The sequence below is a fragment of the Nostoc sp. DedQUE02 genome (assembly GCF_034531035.1).
Classification (GTDB): domain Bacteria; phylum Cyanobacteriota; class Cyanobacteriia; order Cyanobacteriales; family Nostocaceae; genus Nostoc.
In genome coordinates this window covers 112,545-138,191 of record NZ_JAVRBY020000004.1, presented here as the reverse complement: position 1 = coordinate 138,191, position 25,647 = coordinate 112,545, and the positions used below count along the sequence as shown (strand labels likewise).

20 protein-coding genes are annotated in these 25,647 nt (G+C 42.1%); 12 read left to right on the top strand and 8 right to left on the bottom strand.

Annotation, left to right across the window (positions count from 1 at the left end):
- The first annotated feature begins 43 nt into the window (after nt 1-43).
- From RMX98_RS05975 to RMX98_RS05960, 4 genes are all read left to right on the top strand, one after another.
- Complete coding sequence (locus tag RMX98_RS05975; protein WP_322678800.1) at nt 44-790, top strand: Uma2 family endonuclease; 747 nt, start codon at nt 44-46, stop codon at nt 788-790.
- Between the two features lie 63 nt (nt 791-853).
- Nucleotides 854-1,561: a Uma2 family endonuclease gene (locus RMX98_RS05970; RefSeq protein WP_322678801.1), complete on the top strand. Its 708-nt coding sequence runs from the start codon at nt 854-856 to the stop codon at nt 1,559-1,561.
- Between the two features lie 102 nt (nt 1,562-1,663).
- Nucleotides 1,664-1,852 (top strand): hypothetical protein, encoded by a 189-nt coding sequence (locus tag RMX98_RS05965; RefSeq protein ID WP_322678802.1) that lies wholly within the window; start codon nt 1,664-1,666, stop codon nt 1,850-1,852.
- A gap of 59 nt (nt 1,853-1,911) precedes the next feature.
- Complete coding sequence (locus tag RMX98_RS05960; RefSeq protein WP_322678803.1) at nt 1,912-2,193, top strand: hypothetical protein; 282 nt, start codon at nt 1,912-1,914, stop codon at nt 2,191-2,193.
- Here RMX98_RS05960 and RMX98_RS05955 read toward each other — a convergent pair whose 3' ends face one another.
- The 3 genes from RMX98_RS05955 to RMX98_RS05945 all read right to left on the bottom strand — a co-directional run bounded on the left by RMX98_RS05955 (nt 2,194) and on the right by RMX98_RS05945 (nt 7,161).
- Nucleotides 2,194-4,704 carry an AAA-like domain-containing protein gene (locus RMX98_RS05955; protein ID WP_322678804.1) on the bottom strand — a complete coding sequence of 837 codons (2,511 nt, stop codon included), beginning with the start codon at nt 4,702-4,704 and terminating at the stop codon, nt 2,194-2,196. It abuts the gene before it with no gap.
- 124 nt (nt 4,705-4,828) lie between these two features.
- Nucleotides 4,829-5,455 carry a type I restriction enzyme HsdR N-terminal domain-containing protein gene (locus RMX98_RS05950; RefSeq protein WP_322678805.1) on the bottom strand — a complete coding sequence of 209 codons (627 nt, stop codon included), beginning with the start codon at nt 5,453-5,455 and terminating at the stop codon, nt 4,829-4,831.
- Nucleotides 5,456-5,520: 65 nt separating this feature from the next.
- Entirely contained in the window at nt 5,521-7,161 is a 1,641-nt protein-coding gene (locus RMX98_RS05945) for an AAA-like domain-containing protein (protein ID WP_322678806.1), read from the bottom strand.
- A gap of 108 nt (nt 7,162-7,269) precedes the next feature.
- Between RMX98_RS05945 and RMX98_RS05940 the strand changes: the two genes are divergently transcribed.
- Nucleotides 7,270-7,521, top strand: coding sequence for a hypothetical protein (locus RMX98_RS05940; RefSeq protein WP_322678807.1), 252 nt, complete (start codon nt 7,270-7,272; stop codon nt 7,519-7,521).
- 91 nt (nt 7,522-7,612) lie between these two features.
- Here the strand turns inward: RMX98_RS05940 and RMX98_RS05935 are convergent, their stop codons facing one another.
- From RMX98_RS05935 to RMX98_RS05925, 3 genes are all read right to left on the bottom strand, one after another.
- Nucleotides 7,613-8,671 (bottom strand): serine/threonine-protein kinase, encoded by a 1,059-nt coding sequence (locus RMX98_RS05935; protein WP_322678898.1) that lies wholly within the window; start codon nt 8,669-8,671, stop codon nt 7,613-7,615.
- Between the two features lie 122 nt (nt 8,672-8,793).
- The gene (locus RMX98_RS05930; protein ID WP_322678808.1) at nt 8,794-9,693 is read right to left on the bottom strand and encodes an alpha/beta fold hydrolase; all 900 of its coding nucleotides are present in this window, start codon (nt 9,691-9,693) and stop codon (nt 8,794-8,796) included.
- 273 nt (nt 9,694-9,966) lie between these two features.
- On the bottom strand, nt 9,967-10,404 hold the full coding sequence (locus tag RMX98_RS05925) for a VOC family protein (RefSeq protein ID WP_322678809.1): 438 nt from the start codon (nt 10,402-10,404) through the stop codon (nt 9,967-9,969).
- Nucleotides 10,405-10,517: 113 nt separating this feature from the next.
- Between RMX98_RS05925 and RMX98_RS05920 the strand changes: the two genes are divergently transcribed.
- The 7 genes from RMX98_RS05920 (at nt 10,518) to RMX98_RS05890 (ending at nt 22,137) form a co-directional block, all read left to right on the top strand.
- Nucleotides 10,518-11,297, top strand: a complete 780-nt coding sequence (locus RMX98_RS05920) for an MBL fold metallo-hydrolase (protein WP_322678810.1) — start codon at nt 10,518-10,520, stop codon at nt 11,295-11,297.
- 667 nt (nt 11,298-11,964) lie between these two features.
- Nucleotides 11,965-12,945, top strand: coding sequence for a metal ABC transporter substrate-binding protein (locus tag RMX98_RS05915; protein WP_322678811.1), 981 nt, complete (start codon nt 11,965-11,967; stop codon nt 12,943-12,945).
- 388 nt (nt 12,946-13,333) lie between these two features.
- Entirely contained in the window at nt 13,334-14,170 is an 837-nt protein-coding gene (locus RMX98_RS05910; protein WP_322678812.1) for a metal ABC transporter ATP-binding protein, read from the top strand.
- 14 nt (nt 14,171-14,184) lie between these two features.
- Nucleotides 14,185-15,039 (top strand): metal ABC transporter permease, encoded by an 855-nt coding sequence (locus tag RMX98_RS05905; RefSeq protein ID WP_322678813.1) that lies wholly within the window; start codon nt 14,185-14,187, stop codon nt 15,037-15,039.
- Nucleotides 15,040-15,438: 399 nt separating this feature from the next.
- Nucleotides 15,439-16,356, top strand: a complete 918-nt coding sequence (locus tag RMX98_RS05900; protein ID WP_322678814.1) for a histone deacetylase — start codon at nt 15,439-15,441, stop codon at nt 16,354-16,356.
- 188 nt (nt 16,357-16,544) lie between these two features.
- Nucleotides 16,545-21,020, top strand: coding sequence for a translation initiation factor IF-2 N-terminal domain-containing protein (locus RMX98_RS05895; RefSeq protein ID WP_322678815.1), 4,476 nt, complete (start codon nt 16,545-16,547; stop codon nt 21,018-21,020).
- A gap of 154 nt (nt 21,021-21,174) precedes the next feature.
- The gene (locus RMX98_RS05890; protein WP_322678816.1) at nt 21,175-22,137 is read left to right on the top strand and encodes a hypothetical protein; all 963 of its coding nucleotides are present in this window, start codon (nt 21,175-21,177) and stop codon (nt 22,135-22,137) included.
- Between the two features lie 142 nt (nt 22,138-22,279).
- On the opposite strand, the gene metK is transcribed toward RMX98_RS05890, so the two are convergent.
- Entirely contained in the window at nt 22,280-23,554 is a 1,275-nt protein-coding gene (metK, locus tag RMX98_RS05885) for a methionine adenosyltransferase (protein WP_094353254.1), read from the bottom strand.
- A 425-nt stretch (nt 23,555-23,979) separates the two neighbouring features.
- Nucleotides 23,980-24,984, bottom strand: a complete 1,005-nt coding sequence (locus RMX98_RS05880) for a phosphoribulokinase (RefSeq protein ID WP_322678817.1) — start codon at nt 24,982-24,984, stop codon at nt 23,980-23,982.
- Between the last annotated feature and the right edge of the window lie 663 nt (nt 24,985-25,647).

Sequence of the window (25,647 nt, the reverse complement as noted above, 5' to 3'; positions counted from 1 at the left end):
ATTTGGAAGCATCCCGATTAAATATCCTTCTGAGGGCGAAGCTATGGTATCGCAAATCCAACCGCCGACCCAGCCAGAGGTCATCTACCCAGATAGTGACGGACAACCAGTGGCTAATAATACCATACAGTTTGGCTGGATTGTAGAAATTAAGCAGAATATCGAGTGGCTATTTGCCGAAGATCCAAATGTTTTTGTCGCCGGGGATTTGTTTTGGTATCCGGTAGAGGGACGTAACAAAATTGTTAACGCCCCAGATGTGATGGTGGTATTGGGTAGACCAAAAGGCGATCGCTTGTGCTACCAACAATGGAAAGAGGAGGGAATTGCACCGCAAGTGGTGTTTGAAATTCTTTCTCCCAGCAACACCCAAACTGAAATGGACAAGAAATTACTTTTCTACGATCGCTATGGCGTGGAAGAGTACTACATTTACGATCCTGAGCGAAATAATTTGCATGGATGGTTGCGTGGTGAAGACGGTTTAGATGTCATCCCTCTAATGGAAGATTGGGTGAGTCCTCGGTTAAAAATTCGATTTGCTCCATCACCAGAGGGTTTACAGCTATATCGTCCTGATGGAGAAAGGTTTTTGAGTTATACAGACATTTCTCGCAACGCCGAACAAGAACGACAACGAGCAGAACAAGAACGCCAACGGGCCGAACAGGCAGAACAAGCCAGAAGAGATGCCATACCCCGATTATTGCAAATGGATTTGAGCATCGAACAGATTGCCCAAGCTTTGGCATTATCAGTGGAAGAAGTGCGAACCTTTGCTCAGGAGTAACGCCGTGTGCAATTTTTTAATCGCGCTATTAGAAATTGAATTTGTACTTGAAATATTCTGATTATGCTAGCCAATGCAGCCACTCATAATGTCACCTGGGAAAAGTTACCTGATGATTTTGTTTTAGACAACAAACCAGTGGATAACATTAATCAGCCACTCTTGGCTGCTGCTTTAACAGAAAGCTTGGAACTTGCTGGCAGATTACCCACCGATGCTTTAACCATCACTAATTACGGTATCTGCGCCACTTTGAATAATCGATTTGTCGTCAAAGCGCCAGATTGGGGTTATGTATCATCTATTCGAGTCTCACGAGAAGAAGTAAAGCGCAGTTATACTCCACAATTGCAAGGTGATATTCCCGTAATTGTGATGGAATTTCTCTCAGATAGCGAAGGTGGAGAGTATTCCAGTAAACCTACCTATCCCCCTGGTAAATGGTTTTATTATGAGCAGATTTTACAAGTGCCAAACTATGCCATTTTTGAACCAGACGGCGGAATTTTAGAAGTTTATCGGCGAGATGATTTCGGACACTATGAACTGCAAACACCTGATGCAAATAATCGTCACTGGATTGTCGAAATGAATTTGTTTTTAGGCGTATGGCAAGGAAGCCGAGAAAACCGCACAGGTTATTGGTTGCGTTGGTGGGATGATAATGGCGAACTATTACTGTGGGGTTTGGAGTTAGCAGCAAAAGAACGCCAGCGTGCAGAGAGATTAGCTGCTCAGTTAAAAGCGCTGGGAGTGGAACCAGAGGTTTAACTCGGAAGTTCGACCTTTTTACTCGGCCATTCTTGTTTGGAACTCGGAAGTTCGACCTTTTTACTCGGCCATTCTTGTTTGGAACTCGGAAGTTCGACCTTTTTGCTCGACCGTTCGTGTTCGGAACTCGGAACTTCGACCTTTTTGCTCGGCCGTTCTTGTTCGGAACTCGAAACGCCGAGATCAGAACTGCGATCGCATTTCTTTTTTAGCGAGCGATCGCATTTACCTCTACATTTAAGCTTAGAATCACTGGACACCACCAATTCAGAACTGCGATCGCATCTCTAATTTACTAAGCGATCGCTTTTAGCTCTACATTTAAGCTTAAAATCACTGCAAAAATTAGGTTGGAAACTGCGATCGCATTTCTAATTTACCAAGCGATCGCCTTTAGCTATACATTTAAGCTTAGAATTACTGCAAAAATTAGGTTGGAAACTGCGATCGCATTTCTAATTTACCAAGCGATGATCTACGACGGGCTACGCTTACGCATCCATCGCCTACACCCCTGCTCCTCTGATCCTCTGCCCCCCCTGCTTCCCCTCTCCCTAATGCCTTGGACACACCTTAGCCGCATTAGGATGGCTAGCCAAATAACCCTTAAGCCAACTGCAACCCTGTGCTAATCAATCATCAAGATTCAGATTCCACAATTTGATGGTCTCGCCAAGACTTGCGGAAGCTAAAGTTTTGCCATCCGGGCTGAAGACGACGCTGATGACCGAATCGCTATGCCCTCTCAGAGTGGTAATTTCTTTGCCTGTGTCCCGATTCCACAATTTGATCGTCTTGTCCCAACTAGCGGAAGCTAAAGTTTTGCCATCCGGGCTGAAGACGACGCTCATGACCAAATCGTTATACCCACTCAGGGTGGTAATTTCTTTGCCTGTGTCCCGATTCCACAATTTGATCGTCTTGTCAAGACTTGCGGAAGCTAAAGTTTTGCCATCCGGGCTGAAGACGACACTTCTGACCAAATCGCTATGCCCTTCCAAGCGATTTTGTTCACGAATATTAGATAAAATTCTCTGTAAACTAAACAAAGGGCTGTATGCTGGATAGTCTGCTAAAGATTGTTTATCCTTAACCAGACTTTTCAATGTTCCTGCCGTTTGCATTGCTAATAGCAGACCATCTATTTCCCTTGAATCATCAAACACTCGCAACGCATTTGTTCCCTCTTGTTCCAATCGCGTAGCCGTTAAAGCAACAATTCTTGCTGCATCTGCCTTTTTTAGTTCTTCAAGAGAAGCTTTACGCGCACTAACAGCCTCATTTAGAGCAGTTTGAGCTTTTTGTAATTGTTGTCGTGCCTGCTGTTGTTCTTGCCTTGCCCGATTTAATTCTGCAACAGCTTTTTCACGCTGCTGTTGTGCCTCTTGCCGTTGTTGAATTGCTTGGTTTGCCTGTACTTTAGCTTGATTAGCGTTTGCGCTAGCTGCTGCCACTTTGCTTTGGGCTAGTTTCAGGTTTTGCTGTGCCTGATTCACTTTGTAATTTGCAACATTCAGTTTTGAAGTTGCATTACTAAGATTCCGTTTTACCTGTAGCCCTTGTTCCGATATCCGTTTATTTTCAGTTAATATACGTTGATTATCTTGCTTAGTTGCTGCGGTTACTTTCCTCGCGTTTTTTAACTCTTTCTGGGCATTATTTGTTTCTGCCTTAGCTGATTGTGCTACTGCAATAGCTTTCTTGGATGCCTGAAGACTTAGTTGAGTAACTATAAATGATGCTACCGCCCCGACCAAAGCAAAACCTAACACCACAGAGCCAATACGAATCTGTTGATTAGCTTTGTGGTTCGCCTTTGCTAAAACTTGCTTTGCCTGTTCCTCTGCCTCCAGCCTTTTCTGCACATCACGCTTTTCCAACTCTTGGCTAGCAGCTAAAAACCGATAGTCCAAGTCACTCAAACTTTTACCGACTGCCCATTCTTGGGCATCATGCAAAGTCTTTCCCCGCAACAAACGCGACTCTTCTTGACGTTCCGACTCAACCCAGGCATTAAATGTATCGGAGTAGGGGCGCAAGTTTGCTAAAATCTTTTCGCACCATTCCTGCGTAAACACCTCTGCATAAATTCGGTTATAAATTCGCAGCTTCCCCTCCCGCTTCACCACCAAACCCGTCAACCGCAGTTCAGTTTGTTCAGGACTATCTTCAGTTAATATCTCTCCCTGCTGGAAAATCTGCTGATATAACCCCAACAATCGCCCAGTCCTCTGTTCTCCACTCTGCAAAATTCTGTCCCGAATCGTCTTCAAATGCTCCGGCTCATCCTGCGTCTCCCAATTCTCAATAATCCTCTCGCGTACCAACTCTCCCACCCAGTCCTCATCTCCTAGTCCCCAGTTTCTAGTCTCCAGTCCCCCCTGCACCAGCAACTTACAAACTTTTTGCGTCAAAAACGGCTGTCCTCCCGTCCAGTCCAGCACCGCCTGCATCAACTCTTGAGAATCACCCACTTGTGCCAATCCCTGTGCCAAGGGTTGTGCCTCTCGGAGTTGAAAGCCAGTTAAATCAATTGCCTGTCCAATATTAAAAGGTGTCCGGCGTTTATCTTGAATCAAATCTGAAGGCGTAGACACGCCAATCAAAGCAAAGGTGAGGCGATTATATTCAGGATGGTCTGCTCGTCGGTTGTAGCAATCGCGAATAACTGCAAAAAAGTCATCCAAGTTGAATGAAAGACTCAGAATGCTATCAACTTCATCAATAAAAATAACAATCTTTCCAGTAATTGTTTGAAGTAATATTGTTTCAATAAACTTGCTCAAGCGCTGCACTGGTGAAAGCAAACCGTTATCATTCCACCAAGTATCTAAATCAAAAGTTGTATAAATATTCAAACTTCCCACCAGAGTATCAATCACCCCGGCATACCACTGTTCTGGCGTAATATCTGCCGTCCCAATAGCTGTAATATCAACAACAGCACAAGCAAATCCCTCTGTTTCCAACTGCTGCATTACCCGCACCCGCAAGCTAGATTTCCCCATCTGCCGGGAATTGAGTACATAACAAAAATCCCCAGCCTTCAAGCCTTCATAGAGGTCATGGTCAGCTTGCCGTTTAACATAAGTTAGTGCATTTTGAGGCAGACTACCACCGACTTGATACTGGTACTGGGTCATAAACAATTCAAAATTCAGCGCGAGTTAAACAAACCTCTCCCTGCCTTGAACTTTAGTTCAAGTCTGTCCCTCTCCGAATCGGAGAGGGACGGTTTTGCGTAGTAAAACCAGGGAGAGGTCATAATTACAAATTACTAATTAAACCAGCTAGATGTTTTAACACTTTTACGACAGTATATAAGTCATCCCCACGATTAAGCGACAGTGTATAAGATAAGGCATATCTCGGTGTACTCTGTTTAGTCAACTTAATAAATTGAAATTCACTACCATTGGTGATAAACCCAAAAACAGGTTTAGCCGAAGTTGCATCTGCCAACATATAAGCCAATGCTTGTGGAATTGCTGGCACTAAGGAGTAATCTGCTCGTTTCGCCTCAATAACGAGAACCCAAAGTGGAGGATGAAACACCAAAATATCAATACGCCCTCTAATAATTGTGCCTTCGTCTTCAGAAGAAATTTTTACCTCTTCTTCCGACGCAATGTAAAAAGGCGGTTGATAAAAACCTGCTAGACGCAATAGTGGAGATAGCACCACCATTTTGACTATAGGTTCTAAAATTTGGTAGCGGGATAAATGCAAATATTCTGCCTTAACTTCGTTGAGAGATTGCTTTTCTAAGTCACTCAAATCAGGTAAATCTTGCTGCCACTCTAAAAAAAACTGTTCGTTGTCTGCACGTTGTAGCCCAAATTGATCTATGAGTTGGGCTAGGGTGATATCTTTTCCTTGAATAACTTGAACCATTGTTAAACCTTTTTGTTAAATGGTAATTGCAGATAAAAGTCTTATTGCACTCCTAATGTACTTTTTTAATTTTTCAACCCCAAGCGATGCCCAAAATATTGACGGTACAATTCACACAGTGGCACTACTTGATTACCTTGAAACTTAACTAACCCCATACTGCGGAGTTTAAATGCTTCAGTTATACCGACATCCACAGGCCGATTTGCCATCATCACTTGTTTGACCGCAGCTAGCAATTCTGCATCCTCTTGCAAGTTCAGCCAATGGCGGCGTAAATGGTCACTGTAAGGGCCTTCCTCAGTTGCCGCGATTTTTTGCAGATTTTCCAGCGTTATCCGACCACGGGCAATTTCATAAAGGGCTACCCGCACTAAATAAGGATGACCACCCACGAGTGTGATTAATTCTTCAATTTGTGAATCAGACCAATTGAGTCTGTGACGCTGTACTAAGTCTTGTATTTGTGTTTGATTTAAGTCTGGCAACTCAATGGGTAAGCCAACATTAAAAGGCGACTGATTAATATTGAGCGGAATATAAACTTCCTTAGAATGCACAATTACCAACCGGAGATTTTTCCAAACTGTCTCATTCTTAGACCGCTCATGCCAAGCTCGTAGCAATCCAAAAAAATCAGCCGCAATTATGGGATGCTTGAAGACTTCATCGACTTCATCCAAACCTAAAGCTATGGGGCTATTAATCGTAGGTAATAAATACCGTTGAAAGTAATTTGTACATTTATTCTTGCTACCTAAAACACCCTTCCAATACTCGTCTAGCTTCTCTGGTAGATTCAATTCGTAAGTAATGCTAGCGCAGAACCACTGCAAAAACCGATCTAAATTAGCGAGAAATTCTGCATCGGCTGACTGGAAATTTACAGGTGCTATCTGATACTCATGTTGACTAGCATGATGGAGAACCCGCGACATCAGCGAAGTTTTGCCCATCTGCCGAGGAGCTTTGATGCGAATTAAGGCCCCTGGTTGCAGAATCGCTTCATAACAGTCTACCTCAATAGGCGATCGCTCCACATAAAAAGCAGAGTTCAGAGATACCTGCCCTTCTGGATTTTCTAAGGTGACTGCTGCTTTTACCTCGCTATCTGGAATAGTTTCGTTAGCAGATATAGCACCTTGGGGATTGTTCCGACTTTTCAGCACTGGGGTGGAAAACTCTGGAATACTTTCTAAATCAATAGCGCTACAGCCAAACTCATAAGCATCCTCATAAGACCTATCAGCACCCAGTGCATCATAAAAGCCTACTGCAAATTTAATTGCCGCCCTGTCCCCAATTGCCCGATTCATCCCAACCACACAGTTAATGTGTTGGTAAATAGCCTCAGCTTGCACCTCGCTATAGCAGGCATTTAATAAGATACACTCAATTTTGTCTTTAAATAACTTAAATAGCCTTGCCAGTGACTCTGTACTCACCAGCTGCATTTCCCCTGTCTTATTTTCCAAGGCTAAACCTTGATTTCCTCCCCCATGTCCTGAAAAATGGATGATATGAGGATTATGATCTAAAAGCGCACGCCGCAAATCGTCAGGCCGCACCGCACATTTAGTAATCAGTTCAAACTTATCTCGGCTGCGAGAGCGTTGCAACCCTTCCTGAATTTCCCTTACTTCCTCATCCAAGCGGAGTTTGTCTGTCGTTGTGGGATTAGCTGACACAATCAGGATTTTTTTCACAGCGCTATCAACTATTGAGTGCAGTCTTCTGGCTTAGATGTAGTTTACTACAGCAGATAACTACACAATTACTGATAGTGCATTACCGTTAACGAGTATTTGAACTGGATGAATCCACCTTTGATCTCCGTTAACGAGTATTTGAACTGGATGAATCCACCTTTGATCTCCGTTGACGAGTATTTGAACTGGATGAATCCACCTTTGATCTCCGTTGACGAGTGTTTGAACTGGATGAATCCACCTTTGATCTCCGTTGACGAGTGTTTGAACTGGATTCATCCACCTCTGAACTCCGTTGACGAGTATTGGATGCTCATGCAAATTCCAGCAATTTTTACAAGCGTGGAATACACATAATTTTAGGAACACAATATATTGTGTCCCTATGCGTGTAGTCTATTCAATTGAAAACCGTTGTAACTCTAAGCCAGATGCAACCTAATTAATCTTAATTTCCGATTTTATCTTGGCAATCTGAGCTTAAATCAAAACTTTGACATTCTCTAGCTTCCAACAATTGCCTAACTGTATTACCAGGCTGATAACTTATCAAAGTTCCGGCAACCGCAGCCAGTGTAACAACAGTAGCTAGTCCCAACAAAGTAGCTCGTTTTCTAGATTTGATTGTACTGATGAAATTATCTAACCCAGTCGCACTACCAACAACCTCAATTGATCCAAGTGCTTTTAAAGCAATAGCTGCATTAGCATAGCGACGTTTTCGATTACGTTCCACCATTTTCATCAACCACCACCGGAAACGCGGACTGATTTGAGGAACTAATTGCTGGAAATTAAAGCTATAGTTATCATCAATTAATTTGCCAATCTCAACAGAACGGGTATTAGTAAGTAAGCAAATTAGTGTTGCTCCTAAACTATATAAATCTGATGCCTCAGTCAGGGAATGACCAAACTGTTCCTCTGGTGGCATAAAACCTGGAGTTCCAGCTATAAAGCTGCTCAGAGCTACTTTCGCACCCTGTATTCTAGCCAATCCAAAATCAACCAGGTAAGCATTTAGTTCTTCATCAACTAAAATATTTTCTGGCTTAATATCCCGATGAATAATTGGAGAAACTTGCTTTTGCAGATAAACCAAAATTTCTAAGATTGACAGAGCAATTTGCTTAATTTCTTCAGGATGAAAGCTGCGTTTTAATCCCAAGGATGGGGCATTTTTATATTCCTGTACCAGATAAAAAGTCCCTGGTATTTCAAAGGAATCTATATAGCGAGGAATGCGGGGATGATTCAGGTGTTGCAAAATTTCAATTTCGCGCTGATATGCTTTCACACCTGATAAATCAGCACCTGCACGAGCAAAACAAAACTCTTTAATTACCACCTGCTGATTAGATTTTAAAACATTAGCTAGATAAGTAATCCGTCCCCCTTCTCGGTTGCGTCCTAGTTCGCTGATGACTTGATAGCCAAGTTCTGAAAAATCTGGATGGTGATTTAAAGGAATTACCCTTTTATCTCCATTACGCACATCAAGCTCCATTTTACACACCATACAAGTTTGATTCTGTCAAGGTGCAATTAAAAGATTAAAATCCACTCACCCAGATTGTTAGCCCCATTTTTACCCTGCTTGGGCTAAGACATATCAGCAGAAAGGTGAAATTACGATCGCCTTTGCGCTAGCCAATGGACAATCTGGGCATTGACAACCTCTGGAACCTCATCGTGAGGACAATGACCGGCATTGGGAATGGGAACAATTTTGATATCTTTGCCATTCTCCCGCGCCTTTTCGTAAATCTTGGCCCCGGTAATTGGTGTCCAGGGATCGTCAGCACCCCAAATTACTAATAGAGGACGTTCGACTTTGGGCAAAAGTTCCTCTGGACTGGGGCCAGGAGGGGCTGTGAGAATAGATGCAAAGACTTGTTGCGCTCCTGGGTCGCAAGAGGGAGTATAAAGTAAATCGACTAATTCATCGGTGACGGCTTCACGCTTTTTGTAAACTTGGTAGAGGGTGCGGCGAATTTGGGCTTTTTGACGGATGCGGTTATAGACAAAATTACCTGTAATTGGCGATCGCACAAACCGATTAAAAGCTGCCATCACCATCCGTAACGGCGGATTCAACTCGTGAGGACGATGACTCAACCCACCCGCAGAATTAATTAAAATACCACCAGCAGCAATTTCTGGATGTTCTACCAGTACAATCAAGCTCAAAAGTGCGCCGATGGAATTGCCAATAAATACAGCAGGTTCTTGGATGTGTGCTGTGCAAAAATCTTTCAATAGTTCCACCCAAACTTCCACACTGTAATCAATCGGCGCTTTATCGGAACCACCAAAACCCAAAAGGTCTATAGCAAATACCTGATAGCCAGCATCAGCTAAAACTGGGATATTTTTGCGCCAGTGTCCAATGGAAGCGCCGAAGCCGTGAACCAGTACCAGAGGTCGTCCTGTGCCCATGACAGTGTACTGAATTTTGTAGCCCTGCCAAGTCCAAATGAATTTTTCAAAGGCGTCTTGAGTTGGAAGCTGTTGTGTAGTTACAGTCATTAATAAGATTCATAAAGTGTTTCTTCAAATATAGTAATGTTCTCTGACCAAATAGTGCTGAGTAACGAGTGCTGTTAGCAGTAGCGAGGCGTTTAGCCCGTGCTGAGTAAAAAAGCAATAATCACATTCACAACTCCTGAATTGATAACTGTTAACTCATAACGTCATAACTCAGCACTCACTGCTGAAAGCTGTAACCCAGGTAATTCTCTCCTCACGTGGTAGTAACGATGAAGGTGGACGCACACGTGGCAAAAAGTAACACCAATTTTTTTAAGAGACGCGATTAATTGCGTCTCTAGCTTGCTCAACTGTAAAACTAATTTCCTGACCATAGGAAATTTCTAATGTATGACCATCTGGGTCTTGAATAAAAGCCCAGTAACCAACTGGATGGCCCCAGTCATTTGGCCCAGCCAGCAGTATTCCCTCGGTGCGTGCCTCATTGCACAGGCGAGTAACTTCCTCACGATTCTGATAAGCTACCCCAAGATGGGATTGTGGTAAAAGTGCGCCTTCTACTTTCGCTGCTTTAATTAAGACAATTACAAAAGGTCTAGTAAGGTCACTAATCCAAGCAACATCTGATTGAGTTGCTTGATCGATGCGATGATGCACAACTGTCATTTGGGCATACTTTGCATAAAATGAGATACTTGCATCAACATCACTAACTGCAAGTGCTATGTGAGTCAAACCAAGATCGGACATTAAAAGAACTCCCTGTGTAGACTTGACCGGACGAATGTAGGTATTGGACTAAGTGCTTACTAAGAAAGCTGACACGATTGATAATGAAGGTAGGCGTTATCTTCACAAAATTTATGTTTTTAACTTGGTTCGACAGCAACTCTTGGTTACTAGAAATTGGTGGAAAACGAATATTGATTGACCCTTGGCTGGTTGGTTCGTTAATTTTTAGCAATTTGGATTGGTTATTTAAAGGTTCGCGATCGCAAAATCGCCCAATCCCAGATAACATTGATCTGATTCTGCTGTCTCAAGGTTTAGAAGACCATACTCACCCACCAACGCTTCAGGTACTCGACCACAACATCAAGGTTGTAGCTTCTCCCAATGCAGCTAAGGTAGTACAGCAGTTAGGTTACACCCAAGTAACTACTCTCGCTCATGGTGAAAGTTTCACTTTAAATAATCAAATTGAAATCAAGGCTTTTCCAGGTTCTCCAATCGGCCCCACTCTAGTAGAAAATAGTTATCTCCTCAAAGAATTGGAGAGTGGTTTAACTGTATACTACGAGCCTCATGGGTATCATTCTCCTCAACTTCAGCAAGCTGCACCTATCGATGTAGTGATTACACCATTTATTGACATGAGCCTACCTTTGCTTGGGCCGATTATTAAAGGCAAAAATAGCGCTTTAGAAGTAGTAAAGTCATTACAACCTCAAGTAATATTACCGACGGCAGCCGGTGGTGATGTGTCCTTTGAAGGATTGCTGATGAAACTCATTCAGACTAAAGGAAGTGCTGAAGAATTTCGTTCGTTACTAGAGAAGAACAATATTTCAACGCGGGTACTTGAGCCAAAACCAGGCGATCGCTTTCAACTACCATTAGAAAAACGAGCATTTGCAATCTAAATCAGAATGTGAAAAGTTCGCTTCGCGTATCGACGCGCAGCAACTACTCTTGGGACTTCCAGAGAATAAATTACCCAATTTATTCAGATGATACTTTTCTTTTCCCCCTGCTCCCTGCTCCCTGCCCCCCTGCCTACACCTACGGTGTACACACACACAAGTCTTTAAGAATTACCCCATAAGCTTTTGATCCCCCCAACCCCCCGATAAATTGGGGGGCAAAGAACTCTCAAAGTTCCCCTTTTTAAGGGGGATTTAGGGGGATCTACGATAATTTTGGTTTTCTAGAAAGATGTGTGTACACCGTAGCCTGCCTACACAGGGATTGATTATTTTTTTAATTGGAAGTCCCCTTACAGAACGCCCCAGGCAATCCGTAGGGTAGGTGCAAAAATGCAAAAAACAATTCATCCTTCGATTCAGCAATGGTGATAATTGCTGTACTCCCCGACTCCCGCAATATCACTTAAGTAGGATATAAGATAAAAAAATCTAAAAATCAACCGAAAATACCCTGAGGGGGCATTGCATTTTAATAATGGGAAAAGGTCTAATCAAAAATTGATTCTTTAATTTAGAAGGCTTGAATCTAATGAAGACCCTCCTTGGATTGCTATTTGTACTAAGCTTCATAGTAGTAGCTTGCAGTCCCTCTCAGGATCAAACGGTGTCTTCTAATCCCCAAGTAACCAGTACTCCGGTTCAAGCAGGAGAGCAAAAGACACAAAATAAGCTTTTAGTTGTAACGACAGTTGCTCCTTTGACGAATATTGTGAGTAACATTGCAGGCGATCGCTTAGAAGTTAAGGGTATTATTCCAGAAGGAACCGACTCTCATACCTTTGAGCCTCGTCCCAGCGATGCCGATATCCTATCCAAAGCTAATTTGATCATTGCCAATGGGTTGCATTTAGAATCCCCAACAGAAAAACTAGCTAAAGCTTCAAAACCCAAAGAAACTAAAATCTTTGAACTAGGCAGTAACACTATTACTCAAGACCAATGGCTATTTGACTTCAGCTTTCCTAAAGAAAAGGGCGATCCCAATCCTCATCTGTGGGTAAACCCCAAGTATGCTGAAGCTTACGCCAAACTAGCTGCCCAACAGTTAACCACCTTAGATCCTGCTGGCAAAGACTACTACGCAACTAATCTCAAAAATTATTTACAACGTCTGGATGCTCTAGACAAAGCAACACGGGAAATCGTCGCCAGTATTCCCGCCAAAAACCGTAAACTTTTGACCTACCATGATTCTTGGGCGTATTGGGCTAGAGAGTATGGTTTTCAAGTAATTGGTGCGATTCAACCTTCAGATTTCAAGGAACCATCCGCTCAAGATATCACAAAGCTAATTGACCAAATTCGGAAAACAGGCGTTCCAGCCATTTTTGGTTCTGAAGTTTACCCTAGCAAGGTAGAAGAACAAATTGCCCGCGAAGCGAAAATCAAAACAGCTAACACTGCCGATGATGAGTTACCAGGAACAGGTTCAGCCAATGCAATTGAAAACACTAACCCTGAGCATACTTATATTGGCATGATGGCTAATAATATGCGGATTATCGCCTCTAATTTGGGAGGAAACCCTGATTTAGTGAAGAACTTGAAGACTGGAAATGTTGTTGGGCCAACAGCAACTAAGTAGGATCAACATCATAAATACAGCAGAATCAGGAATAAAACACGCTTCATATCTAGCACAAGAGACTTAGCACAGCATTTTATTAATTTGTAGCAAATTAAATTTGGCAATAGCCTGCAATGCCAATGCATCCCCTTGCAATGCCAATGCGTCCCCTTGTCATGCCAATACGTCCCCTTGTTATGCCAATACATCCCCTTGTTATGTCAATACGTCCCCTTGTTATGCCAATACATCCCCTTGTTATGTCAATACGTCCCCTTGTTATGCCAATACGTCCTCTTGTTATGCCAATACGTCCTCTTGTTATGCCAATACTTCCCTTGCATTAGAAACACTACGCTTCGCAATGTACTTAGTCTATGTACTCACCAACTGAAATCTGCTGTATATGCAACCAATACTTGAAGTTAGAAGTTTAACCTGTGGTTATCAAACCCAGCCAGTGTTTAGCAATGTTAATTTGACGCTTTACCCTGGTCAACTGACTGGCTTGGTAGGGCCTTCCGGCAGTGGTAAAAGCACTTTAATCAAAGCGATTTTAGGACTAGTTCAACCTTGGGCTGGAGAGATTTGGTTTCGAGGAAAGCGCTTAAAGCCAGGAGTAGCACCGTCTTTCGTGGGGTATGTACCGCAAGTGGAAACAGTGGATTGGACTTTTCCTGTTACGGCTCTGGAAGTGGTGATGATGGGGCGTTACCAAAAGCAGAAGATGTTACCTTGGTCTTCGCGGCGCGATCGCCAAGTTGCCAGGGAACTCTTAGAGCGCGTTGGGGTTGCACATGTTGCCCATCAACCCATTGGTAATCTATCTGGTGGGCAACAGCAAAGAGTTTTTATTGCCCGTGCTTTAGTAGGAGAACCAGAAATAGTCCTTTTAGATGAACCCACTAGCAGTTCAGACTTGCACGTTCAACACGAACTATTGCACCTATTGGCTGATTTGAATCAACAGGGCTTGACAATTATTCTCTCTACCCATGACCTCAATTCGGTGGCGACTCATTTACCTTGGGTAGTGTGTTTCAACCACGGTTTAATTTGTCAAGGTCAACCTGTTGATGTCTTCACTCCCGCAAATCTTGAGCAAACTTTTGGTGGCGAAATGGTAGTTTTCTATCAACAAGACCGAATTTTGATTGCTAGCGGTGGTACTTCTCTACGCCATCAAATGCAAGATAACTTGCCCCAAGTACTTCGTGCCTCTAACTCGTCGAAATCTGCTTAATCTAAATACTGTATATGGATTTTTTACTAGCACCCTTTCGCTACGAATTTTTTAGCCGTGCCATCTTAGTAGGCATGATGGCGGGGCTATTATGCGGCATTATGGGAGTTTATATTACAACTCGCAGAATGAGTTACATTGCCCACGGTTTATCTCATGCAATTTTGGGAGGAGCCGTGCTGAGTTATGTACTGGGCTTGAATTTCTACATTGGCTCTGGGATTTGGGGTTTTGCAGCTGCCTTGCTGATTCAATATTTGACCGGACGCAAAATTTATTCGGATGCAGCCATTGGGATTGTGACAACTGCTAGCTTTGCTTTAGGAGTAGCTGTAATTAGTAGCTATCGCAAGTTTAGCCAAAACTTTGAAGCCGCTTTGTTTGGGAATGTGTTGGGCGTTTCCCCTAATGATTTGTGGGTGGTGACGGGTGTAACGATTGTCTTACTTAGTCTGGTTTTCTTGTTTTATCGCCCGTTGCTATTTTGGTGTTTTGACCGGGAAGTTGCCCAGGTTCATGGCGTACCCGTTTTTGCAATGGATACTTTATTTGCTTTGATGTTGGCGACTTTACTAGTGGCGACGCTGAATGTCTTGGGCGTAACTCTAATTATTTCAGCAGTGGTGATTCCAGCATCAATTGCCCGATTAATGAGCGATCGCTTTGGTTATATGATGATTCTTTCTGGGATTTTAGGAGCTGCAATTTCGTTTGTCGGTATCTACCTTAGCTACTATCTCGATATTGCCTCTGGAGCTAGTGTAGTGCTACTGTCAACCGCTATATTTGCTTGTGTGTTGCTCACCAAGAACCTGCAAGGGCGATATAAACGCCGTCTCCCTCCCCTCCCTATAAAACATCTCCCTTAGTATGAGTTAGTCTAGATTTAATACCGAATTTTTATTTATATTATTTTGTACATAATACCTAATATGAAGTTGCAGGCGGAAATAACCCCACCCTAACCCTCCCCAACCCCCCAATAAATTGGGGGGCAAAAAGCTCTCAAGTCCCCCTTTTTAAGGGGGATTTAGGGGGATCTACGATGATTTTGGTTTTCTAGAAAGATGTGTGTACACCGTAGCCCAAGCGAGGAGGGAACCGGATTTTCCCCTCTTTTGCAAGCGGGGAGGGGATTAAGGGGTGGGGTAAAATTCTATGCAGCTTCACAAAGAATTGGTATAAACCTCTTTGAACAGCATTTTTGCCGTAATTATGGCTAAATTTTACCTTGTTGTCGGATTAGCTGCTTGAGATTTTCTTTCCTTATGGACTTGCCCATTATTTACCATGCAGATTATGTTGCTCCCCTACCTGAAGGACATCGTTTTCCGATGCCTAAATTCCGACAACTCTACGAATTGCTGTTAGCTGATGGTGTAGCAAATCAAGAACAATTTCACACCCCCGAACGTCCGCCACCAGAATTGATCGAGTTAGTCCACACGCCAAGCTACGTTCAAGCCTACTGTGAAGGAACCCTAGATGCCAAAGCACAGCGACGCATTGGTTTGCCTTGGAGTCCAGCATTAGCGAATCGTACCTGTGTAGCGGTAGGTGGTACGATACTGACTGCAAAACTGGCATTAAGTCAGGGTTTAGCTTGTAATACGGCTGGTGGAACTCATCATGCCTTTCCTAGTTATGGATCTGGTTTTTGTATTTTCAACGATTTAGCGATCGCCTGTCGCGTTTTACAAAAATTCGGATTCGTCCAAAAAATCCTCATTGTCGATTTAGATGTCCATCAAGGAGACGGCACAGCTTTTATCTTCCAAGACGACGACAGCGTTTTTACTTTCTCCATGCACTGCGAAGTCAATTTCCCCGGTACAAAACAAAACAGCGATTTGGATATTCCTTTGCCGGTGGGAATGGAAGATGACGCTTATTTACAAACCTTGGCGAATTATCTATCAGATTTATTGTCTAAAGTCAAGCCTGACTTAGTATTTTATGATGCAGGTGTTGATCCTCATATAGGCGATCGCTTGGGCAAATTAGCCTTAACTGATGCCGGCATTTTTCGTCGGGAAATGCAAGTTTTAACTACCTGTATGAGTAGCGGTTATCCCGTCGCTTGCGTTATTGGCGGGGGTTATGCTGATGATATGAAATCTTTAGTCTGGCGGCATTCTCTGTTGCATCGCGCCGCCAGTCAAGTTTACCATCAGTACAAACTATAGTCATTTAACAGGTAATAGAGTTTTTAAACGCAGAGGAACACAAAGGTAAACGCAAAGGTACGCAGAGTATTACCAAATTTAATTTGTAGCAAATGGGACTCAAATCAACTTTGCGCTCCTCTGCGCTTACCTTTGCGCCCCTTTGCGTTTAAATTTAAACCCTATTTTGAAGGCATTGGCAGTACTGGATGAACAACGGCAAACTCAGAGTCTACGAACTAGCAAAAGAATTAAATCTAGATAGCAAGAAATTATTATTAATTTGCGACAAGCTCAACATACTAGTCAAAGGTCATACCAGTACAATCTCAGAACCCGATGTAGAACGCATTCGTTTAGCGGTAAATAAACTAACAGCAAAATCCTCGAAAACTAAAACAAACTCTGAAGATTGGGGCTATATGTTTATAGCTTCAGCAATTGATAGCTTTATCCGCCATCTTGAAGGTGAGGCTGCTCTGAAATCATATCCCGATTTTAGAGAGCGGCGCGATCGCGCCAATGAGTTAATGTATGAATGTGTCGGTAAAAAGCCTTGTCTGTTTTATGTGCGTCGCAAAGGTGCGGGGAAAGAAGCAAGAGAGGAAGTTTGGGATTTGACAATAGCAACAGACTCCGATGATTTTCCATTACCCGCAAGACTTGAGAAGCTCAGAAAAACATTAGGATTTAGAGTAGCTGTACAAAAAGATGGACGCGACGGTATAAAAATACTGTCGGCTCAGTTGCTACAACCTTCACGCGGACACGCCGACAGCTACGCTATACCTTGTCGCTTGCGTCTCTTACCTAATCATCAGCATCACCTCGACATTCCGGCGGCGACATTGAAACGCATCGCCACCGCGCCAGTTTGTGGCGAAAATGTACCTACAGAAGATCAGCTGAAAGCTTGGAAAGCGTTTTTACAAATTGAGGAAAAAATCGCAAAAGCACGTCAGTTTTGCGTGCGTTACGTAAGTCATAACTATAACTTCAAAAGACGAATCAGTTTTGAAATAGATGTAGCTTCAGCCACCCTTGACGGCTTTTATCAAAATACCCTCGAAGTAGATAATTTTTGGGAACGAGCAAGACGCACAAAAAACGAAGATTTAAAGCTTTTTGAAACTGCTCCCGTCGGCAAAAATTGGATTAGCGGTCGTCAATTAGGCACTGTTGAAGAAGTTGACCCCAACCGTTGTATTATCAGCCTCAGACTAGAACGCGACTTAGCTGAATTCATGGCAACAGAGCGTTATAAGTTGCCAGATAAAGGATTTTTGTGTTTCGAGGCAGTTGGTGATATTCAACAGATTCAGCGCAAGAAAAAAGCCTTAGATGATTTGAATAATGGTTACACCCAAAATCCCTATTTGGGCAACTTTTTATTCGATGCTTCTCAGGCTAGACAAATCAAAACAACTGTTGAACTACAACCACAAGATTTATTATTATCTTCTGCTAATCCTGGTCAGAAAGCAGCAGTAGAAAAGGTACTTGCCGCTAAGGATCTTGTTCTTATCCAAGGGCCGCCTGGTACTGGTAAAACTACCGTAATTGCGGAAATTTGCTATCAAATCGCCCTTCGCGGTGGACGCACTTTAATTGCATCTCAAGCCAATTTAGCAGTAGACAATGCCCTGAGTCGATTAGTTCATAACCCAGTGATTCGGGCTGTACGAAAAGGGAAAGCCGAAAAAGTTGGGGAGGAAGGACAGCCATTTTTAGAAGACCAAGTGATTGGTAGATGGCTAGAAAATACAGCTAATGACTGCGAAAATAATCTGAATCAACGGGTTGAAAATATCCAAGTTTTCAGTCAATTACTGGCATCATCACAAAGATTTACAACCTACCTCCAAGCAGAAGAAGAATTTGATCAGCAACAAAATAAATTCCATAAAAATAAGATAAAATTAGAGGTAAACTTTACAAATCAGGAAAAATATTACAATGAAACCAGAGAAAAAAAGAATGAGATTGAATCACTAATTGCCAGACTGGAGAACATACTAAATACTGCACCAAATATAAATTGGGAAGCTCCAGAAGTTACAGATTTTTTACCGCTTCTCAAACCCTACACAGAAGGTAACAGCTTCGTAGAAGAATTTTTAACAAATGTTCGTCAAAGCATAAAATATACTGATGAACTTGGCTTTGTGCGTCCGGCGCTTGGTGCTTTTGGTTTAGCGGCTTGGTTGCGTGAGATAACAACAGAAATTTCTCAATTTAAAACTGCTTTAACTTCTGCTCAAAATGCAAGTAAAGCTATATCAGAAGTTGCGATTTCAGTGCAGGTTGTCAAACAAAATTTTGCGTTATTAAATCAGCTACAGCCAGATTATCAGCAATATCTTACCAAGGTACAAAACCTACAGCAAACAATCCAGATATGGGAAAACCGTAAACGCGAAATAGATTATATTATCTCAGCAGTTAAGGAATGGAAATCTACAGCACCTTCTCATCTCTATCAAACTTTGAAAGATTGTCAGCAATCAGGTTTGCCATTAACAGAAAATTTAGTAGATTTGCCGCTAGGTTTGTTGATGTTTGCTAATACCTTAAAATTACCAATAGTACCAAAAACTTTTAAAATTAACCTACCAGAATGGGAAGTATTAGCAAAGGCGATCGCTTATGAAATAGACGGAGGTTTTACTGACAGACGGGGTAAACAGCATAATTTTAGCTATTTTTTACAAGAAAATTTTAGTCAGACTCCAATGGTGTTATCAAAGAGCGATCGCACCCAATGGCAAGAAACACATCAACAGTTTAACAATTATCAACTACTCAACCCTAAACAGCGAAAATTACTGGTTGAAAATACCCAGGTTTTTTTAATTAGAATGCAACGGACTTATGGTACATCATGGGAATGGAATAATATCGACTCTACTCTTACCCGCATTACCCAAGAATTGCTAGAAACAATCCTTGCAAATGCGCGCCAATGCGTTTTAAAAGTCAAAACAGAAACCGAACAACAGCTTCAGCATTTGCAACGACTATTAAATGAACTTCAGAAAAATGAAGTTAGCCAGCAGCAAATATCCATTACTCAAGCTGAGGTAGAAAAAGCACAACAAGATGCGAATTTCCAACTTGGACAAGTCATTAATATTTTGCAAGAACTTAATCAACAAAATCTACTTCCTCAATTACGTATTCTAGTTGAAAAATATCTGACAACACAATCAAATATTTGGGAGCAACCTCAAGAATTTTCAACTCAAGTAGATTATTGGCAAAATTCCATTAGTCAGCTTGAAACCTTAATTTCATCATTAGAACCTTTTGCGGTGCTAGAGATAATTAAAAATTCTCTACATGAGCATTTATCAAAACTACAAGAAGAAACTGAAAATTCTTTACAACAACTTAGAAAATTACAAATTAGCCTACGCGAAATAGAACAGAAATTACAACCACAGCCAACAGAAAATTTAATAGAACAACGAAGCTGGTGGTTGATGGAATGGCAAAGTATACCCGATCAATTCAAACCAGAAAATTCTCAAGGCGACTTGTTCAATTTAGAGTTTTTACGCAATATCAATATTCAATTTGAAATTTGGCAACAACAACTCCAAAAAGACAAAATTTATCTTAATAAGTATCAAGATTTTGTACAAGATTGGATTGTAAAATTAAGACAGCCAACTGAAGGCGATGGCGACGATTTAAGACGGATATATTTAGATAATGCCAACGTCGTTGGTATTACCTGTGTTCAGGCTGCAAATAGAGGTTTTTCGGAAGAATTTAAATCTTTTGATGTCGTCATCATTGATGAAGTTAGTAAATGTACTCCACCAGAGTTACTAATCCCAGCTTTGAAAGGCAAAAAGCTAGTCATGGTAGGCGATCATCGCCAATTACCACCCATGCTTGATACTAGCACTTTAGAAGAAGTTGCTCAAACAATTGGCAATACACGAGACGAACTACAATTTTTAGAAGAATCACTATTTAAAAGTCAGTTTGAATCTGCGGATGAAAGCATCAAACAAATGCTAACTACACAGTATCGAATGCACCCATTTATTATGGGAGCAATCAATCAGTTCTATGACGGAAAACTAGAATCTGGTATTTTTGAACCAGATACAAAACGCGCACATCATCTAGCAGACGAAATCATTCAAGAATCTCAGCATCTTATCTGGGTAAAAACGCCTATTGAGAATCAATTTTTAGAGCAAAGAAATGGAACTTCTTACTTTAATACTCAAGAAATTGATGCGATTGAACGCTTGTGTCAGCAGTTTGAGAGTACTTGGGCTTCTAGAGTTGCTAATGGTGAACCCAAAAAAGAAATTGCCGTAATTACATTTTATGGCGCTCAATTAAGAAAAATTGATGAACGTCTGCAATCTGAACTTTTTCCTTCGTTAGAAATTCGTACTGGTACAGTAGATAGATTTCAAGGGATGGAAAGACCTGTTGTGATTGTGAGTATGGTTCGCAATAATAGTAAAGGAGATGTCGGATTTGCTAAGAAACCAGAACGGGTAAATGTTGCATTTTCTCGCGCTCAAGAACTACTAATAATTGTGGGTTGCCATAATTTATTTACCCATCAATCAGGTAAAGTCGGAAGCATGTATTCTGAAGTATCAAATATTGTAAATACTTATGGAGGTTTTGTTGATGTTTCTCGCCTCCTCTCCTAAACCTATTGATGACAATCTCAAGAATTTTGTCAAATATTTTCTTTTTTAGGAGTAATAAAAGAGCGCTAGACATGATGTGGCGAGTGTCTTGGAGCTATGGCATGAGTTTTGCACTCTTAGAGTTATAGTTAGCGATTAAATTGAATTAAAGCAGATGAATAACTCTAAAGTTCGTATTCCGAAAGAAATTGCTCCCGATGTTTTTGCCTTGGCGGCTCAGTTGTATGCCCAAGAAAATCAGGATTATTCTTTAGAAGAAATTATGCAAGCTGGGGCAGAAGTCCAAATTCCTCCAGAGGTGATTCAACAAGCTATACAGCAGATTCAAGCAAAGCAAATCCGAGATCGCGATCGCCAACGCAAATTAAAGTTAATTTTAACCAGTAGCGGCATTGGAGCCGCGATCGCACTTTTCGGTTTTTGGACGTACAATACTGTTGCTAGTAATGCTACACCAAGCGGGCGATCGCTAGAAGCTAATCTCCCAAGTGCCAATTTAGCCAATACTAATCCTCTAAATATTCCCCCAGCACCCCCACCAGGATTACCCCCCGCAGCCGGAACCACTTTCACCGGAGAGGTAAAACAGTATCTTCTCAACCCTGAAGGTAAGGTGGATGGGCTATTACTCAATAACGGTCTACAGGTGAAATTTCCTCCCCAGATGGCGGACAGTTTAGTGGGGATGATTACCCCAAACACGAAAGTGAGCATTTTTGGTGATCCTGGCTTTTCTACTCGCTTCGGACAAGAAGTGAGAGCCAAAAGAATCACCAATTCTCAAACTGGACAGACTTTAGTCGAACAACCTCCCACACTCGTACCCCAACCCCCCACCTTGAGTAACTACAGTACCTTATCTGTGGAGGGAACTGCTCAGAATTGGTTGGTGGGACATCGAGGAGAAATTAACGGAGTCATTATCTCTAATGGCACAATTGTCAAATTCCCCCCCCATGTAGGCGAACAGCTATCCAGTATGGCGAACATAGGAAACACAATTCAAGCCAAAGGATTCGGCACTCGCAATCGTTACGGACAAATTTTAGAAGCTACAGCGTTGTCAGTTAATGGGCAATCTGTATCTTTGCAACCAAAAGCCATCACTAACCCGTAATACCATTGACGAAAATCTTTGCAACAGATTAATCTGCTGTCGGGGCCTCTAGCTTGATAGTAAAAAATGAGGGTATTGCTAACTTGTCAAGTTGCCAATACCCTCACATAGATAAACTAAGTTTTTGCAGTAGCCTATAAGTCTAAGTTACTGCCTGAGCAACTACTGCCGAAAGTGACTCATTTGCTGCTTGCTTCAACAATTCGGCTTTATCGGTCTGTTCCCAAGGCAAGTCTAAATCAGCCCGCCCAAAATGACCGTAAGCCGCGACGTCCTGATAAAAACGTCCGCCTCGTTCACTTGGTAAGTTGCGTAAGTTGAAGGTATGGATAATCCCTGCTGGGCGGAGTTCAAAGTGCTTGTTGATTAATTCCAGTAAGGTTTCTTCATCCACTTTGCCAGTGCCAAAGGTATCCACTAGGATACTGGTTGGTCGTGCTACGCCAATAGCATAAGATAGCTGGATTTCCACTTTTTCTGCCAAACCGGCGGCGACAATATTTTTCGCCACGTAGCGAGCTGCATAAGCAGCAGAACGGTCTACCTTCGTGGGGTCTTTACCAGAAAAAGCGCCGCCACCATGTCGTGAATAACCACCGTAGGTGTCAACAATTATTTTTCGTCCTGTCAGACCAGAGTCTCCTTGAGGGCCACCAACGACAAATTTGCCAGTGGGGTTGACTAAAAAGCGTGTTTCCTCATTAGGCTTAACGTCAATGTCGCCAAAAACAGGTTCAACCACTGCTGACCAGAGGTCTTGTTTAATTTTAGCTTGTACCGCCGCCTCATCCGTAATTTCCCCAATGCTGGCTGTATGCTGGGTGGAAATCAAGATAGTGTCAATACCCACTGGTCGTCCATCTTCATAGACTACAGTTACTTGGGTTTTGCCGTCAGGACGCAGGTATGACAATTCACCTGTTTTGCGGACTGCTGCCAATCGGCGAGCAATGCGGTGGGCGAGACTGATGGGTAAGGGCATCAGTTCTGGTGTTTCGTTGCTGGCAAAACCAAACATTATACCTTGATCGCCCGCGCCAATTTTGTCGAATTGTTCATCACTATCTTGTTCGCGGGTTTCTTGGGCGGTGTTAACGCCTTGGGCGATATCGGGTGATTGTTCGTCTAAAGCTAGCAGAACACTGGTGCTGTTAGCAGAAAAGCCATTATCGGCATTGGTATAGCCAATTTCGGCAATTTTTTTGCGGGCGAGATTGACGAAATTCACATTGGCTTTGGTGGTTATTTCTCCAGTGATTAGCACCAAACCAGTATTGACTACTACTTCAGCAGCAACGCGGCTGCTGGGGTCTTGTGTCAGTAGGGCATCCAGAATGGTATCAGAAATCTGATCGCAGATTTTATCTGGATGACCTTCGGTAACTGACTCGGAGGTAAATAAATATCGACGAGACAAAGGAAATTCCTCCTGACTTGAGTTTTTTTGCTGATCTAAATGTGAGTATTTAGTTCAACTACCAAATTTAACGTGAATTCGATGAAACTCTCTCTGACTTGAACTAAAGTTCAAGTCAGTCCCTCTCGCCAATTAGAGAAGGACGGTTTCGCGTAGTAAAACTTCTTAGAGGTCTTTTGATTTACCTCGTTAGACGAACACCACATAAGCCATCGAACTTACGTTAATTTATGAAATCATAACAATATTTATACTTCAGTAGTTAGTATCTTCTTGATATTGATAAAAACCAATCACTATAAGGTAAGTATATGTAAATAAGATAAATCTCTAGTAATAATTTTCTGGCTAAAATGTATTTAATAACACAAAAAAAGGGGACACCCGGAAGCGTCCCCACAAACTTTGACACAAACACTGCTGCTTTAAACTTGAATCGCTAACTTTGCTTCTGTAGCTGTTAAGCGCTCATAAGCAGCACGCATTTTCAAACCTGTAAGCACTTGGAAGAAACCAGTACCATTATTGGAACCTGGATACTCGCGGTGCTGGAGTAACAAGTGAGTCAATTCACCCTGATATTTGGTGGATGTATTGCTGAGATGGGTTTCGATGTAAATTACTTCTTCCAAGTTATCAAATTGACCGTCTACCTCTAGTACTGAGACATAGCGACCGTAGTAAACATCTGAACCGTAGTACAGTTGCATACCAGGGTAAGAACAGGTCAGCTTGCGTCCACAGGGAGTCCAATTAATTGTTGACCCTTCATCAAATAGGTAGGTTGGGTCGAAGCCTTCCTTACCTTCGCGCTGGAGCATACGTACTCTTAAGACTCTGCGCTCGGTGTCGTTTTTGATCAAGTTTGTGGGCAATACCTGGAGAACCACATCGGCAAACTCTCTTTGTGGTTCGATAAACTTTTCAAAGTCAGGTTTGCGGGAATTGATTTGCGCTAAGACATCTTCGTAGCGATGACCGCGTTCAGCCATATCTCGCTGGATTTTCCAGGCAATTTTGACCTCATCGCTAATATCAAAATAAACACTAAAGTCAATTAGCGATCGCACCCGCTCATCATATAAAGGATGCAGCCCTTCCACGACTATAATATGATTCGGCTCTATCCGCTCTGGCGGATCAATCAAGCCAGTTTCGTGGTTGTAAATCGGCTTATCAATGGCTTGACCACTTTTGAGCGCTTTAATTTGCTCATACATCAGGTCAAAATTGTTTGCTCTGGGGTCTAGTGCCGTTATCCCCGTTTCTTTGCGCTGTTTGCGATCCAGCGAGTGATAGTCATCCAAGCAGATGACTGTCATTAATTCTTCACCAAACAAATCTATCAAACGACGCAAAAACGTAGATTTCCCGCACCCAGAGTCTCCGGCTACTCCAATCAGTACCACGCGTTCCGGCTTACTTGTCATAAATCTCCTCTAAAATACTAAAGTTGTGTCAATAATTTTTCACACAGCAGATTCTGAAGCCAGGAGTTTACCCCTTTGGTTTATCCTGCGTTCTTGCTACCTAGCACATCTATAAGACACCAAGCGAGTAGACAACAAAGTAATTAAGTTGCTACTCGTCGGACTAGCCTGAATGTTGGTGCCGGTAAGTATTTAATCCTAGTGGTATATTTGATTTTAACAGAAGGAGGTATCCCATACAAGATTGCTCTCAAGAAGAATTAACGTGGTTGATCAATCATTTTTTTGTTGATTTAGTTGTTAATTTAAAAATGGGGATCAGCACCGTCCATCAGCGTTGTACCTTTATCAGTCTGCTAGTTGTGGCTCTATATAATCAAGACTATAAGGTATAATTTATTATCGCCGCGAATTTTCTAATGTTCTTAAATTGTAATTCCTGCTCGACAATACTTAATGTATTCAAAGTAAAAATCTATCCAACGAATGAGGAAACAACTTGCATAACTCAAATTATTGGCTGTGAATTTATGGATATGCTCATATAGAAGCGTTGACGTTATGGCAAAGTACTGATATAGGTTGACAGATTTTTCACATCAAGTAAAACTAATTACAGTTGCTTGAATTACAATTCTCTATCTGAATTATGTTTGTAGCTGG

Bases quoted from the DNA above. Each gene is read 5' to 3' on its own strand.
- RMX98_RS05975 (WP_322678800.1), top strand. From the start codon at position 44: ATGGTATCGCAAATCCAACCGCCGACCCAGCCAGAGGTCATCTACCCA.
- RMX98_RS05970 (WP_322678801.1), top strand. From the start codon at position 854: ATGCTAGCCAATGCAGCCACTCATAATGTCACCTGGGAAAAGTTACCT.
- RMX98_RS05955 (WP_322678804.1), bottom strand. From the start codon at position 4,704: ATGACCCAGTACCAGTATCAAGTCGGTGGTAGTCTGCCTCAAAATGCA.
- RMX98_RS05950 (WP_322678805.1), bottom strand. From the start codon at position 5,455: ATGGTTCAAGTTATTCAAGGAAAAGATATCACCCTAGCCCAACTCATA.
- RMX98_RS05940 (WP_322678807.1), top strand. From the start codon at position 7,270: ATGAATCCACCTTTGATCTCCGTTAACGAGTATTTGAACTGGATGAAT.
- RMX98_RS05935 (WP_322678898.1), bottom strand. From the start codon at position 8,671: ATGGAGCTTGATGTGCGTAATGGAGATAAAAGGGTAATTCCTTTAAAT.
- RMX98_RS05930 (WP_322678808.1), bottom strand. From the start codon at position 9,693: ATGACTGTAACTACACAACAGCTTCCAACTCAAGACGCCTTTGAAAAA.
- RMX98_RS05925 (WP_322678809.1), bottom strand. From the start codon at position 10,404: ATGTCCGATCTTGGTTTGACTCACATAGCACTTGCAGTTAGTGATGTT.
- RMX98_RS05920 (WP_322678810.1), top strand. From the start codon at position 10,518: ATGTTTTTAACTTGGTTCGACAGCAACTCTTGGTTACTAGAAATTGGT.
- RMX98_RS05910 (WP_322678812.1), top strand. From the start codon at position 13,334: ATGCAACCAATACTTGAAGTTAGAAGTTTAACCTGTGGTTATCAAACC.
- RMX98_RS05905 (WP_322678813.1), top strand. From the start codon at position 14,185: ATGGATTTTTTACTAGCACCCTTTCGCTACGAATTTTTTAGCCGTGCC.
- RMX98_RS05900 (WP_322678814.1), top strand. From the start codon at position 15,439: ATGGACTTGCCCATTATTTACCATGCAGATTATGTTGCTCCCCTACCT.
- RMX98_RS05895 (WP_322678815.1), top strand. From the start codon at position 16,545: ATGAACAACGGCAAACTCAGAGTCTACGAACTAGCAAAAGAATTAAAT.
- RMX98_RS05890 (WP_322678816.1), top strand. From the start codon at position 21,175: ATGAATAACTCTAAAGTTCGTATTCCGAAAGAAATTGCTCCCGATGTT.
- RMX98_RS05880 (WP_322678817.1), bottom strand. From the start codon at position 24,984: ATGACAAGTAAGCCGGAACGCGTGGTACTGATTGGAGTAGCCGGAGAC.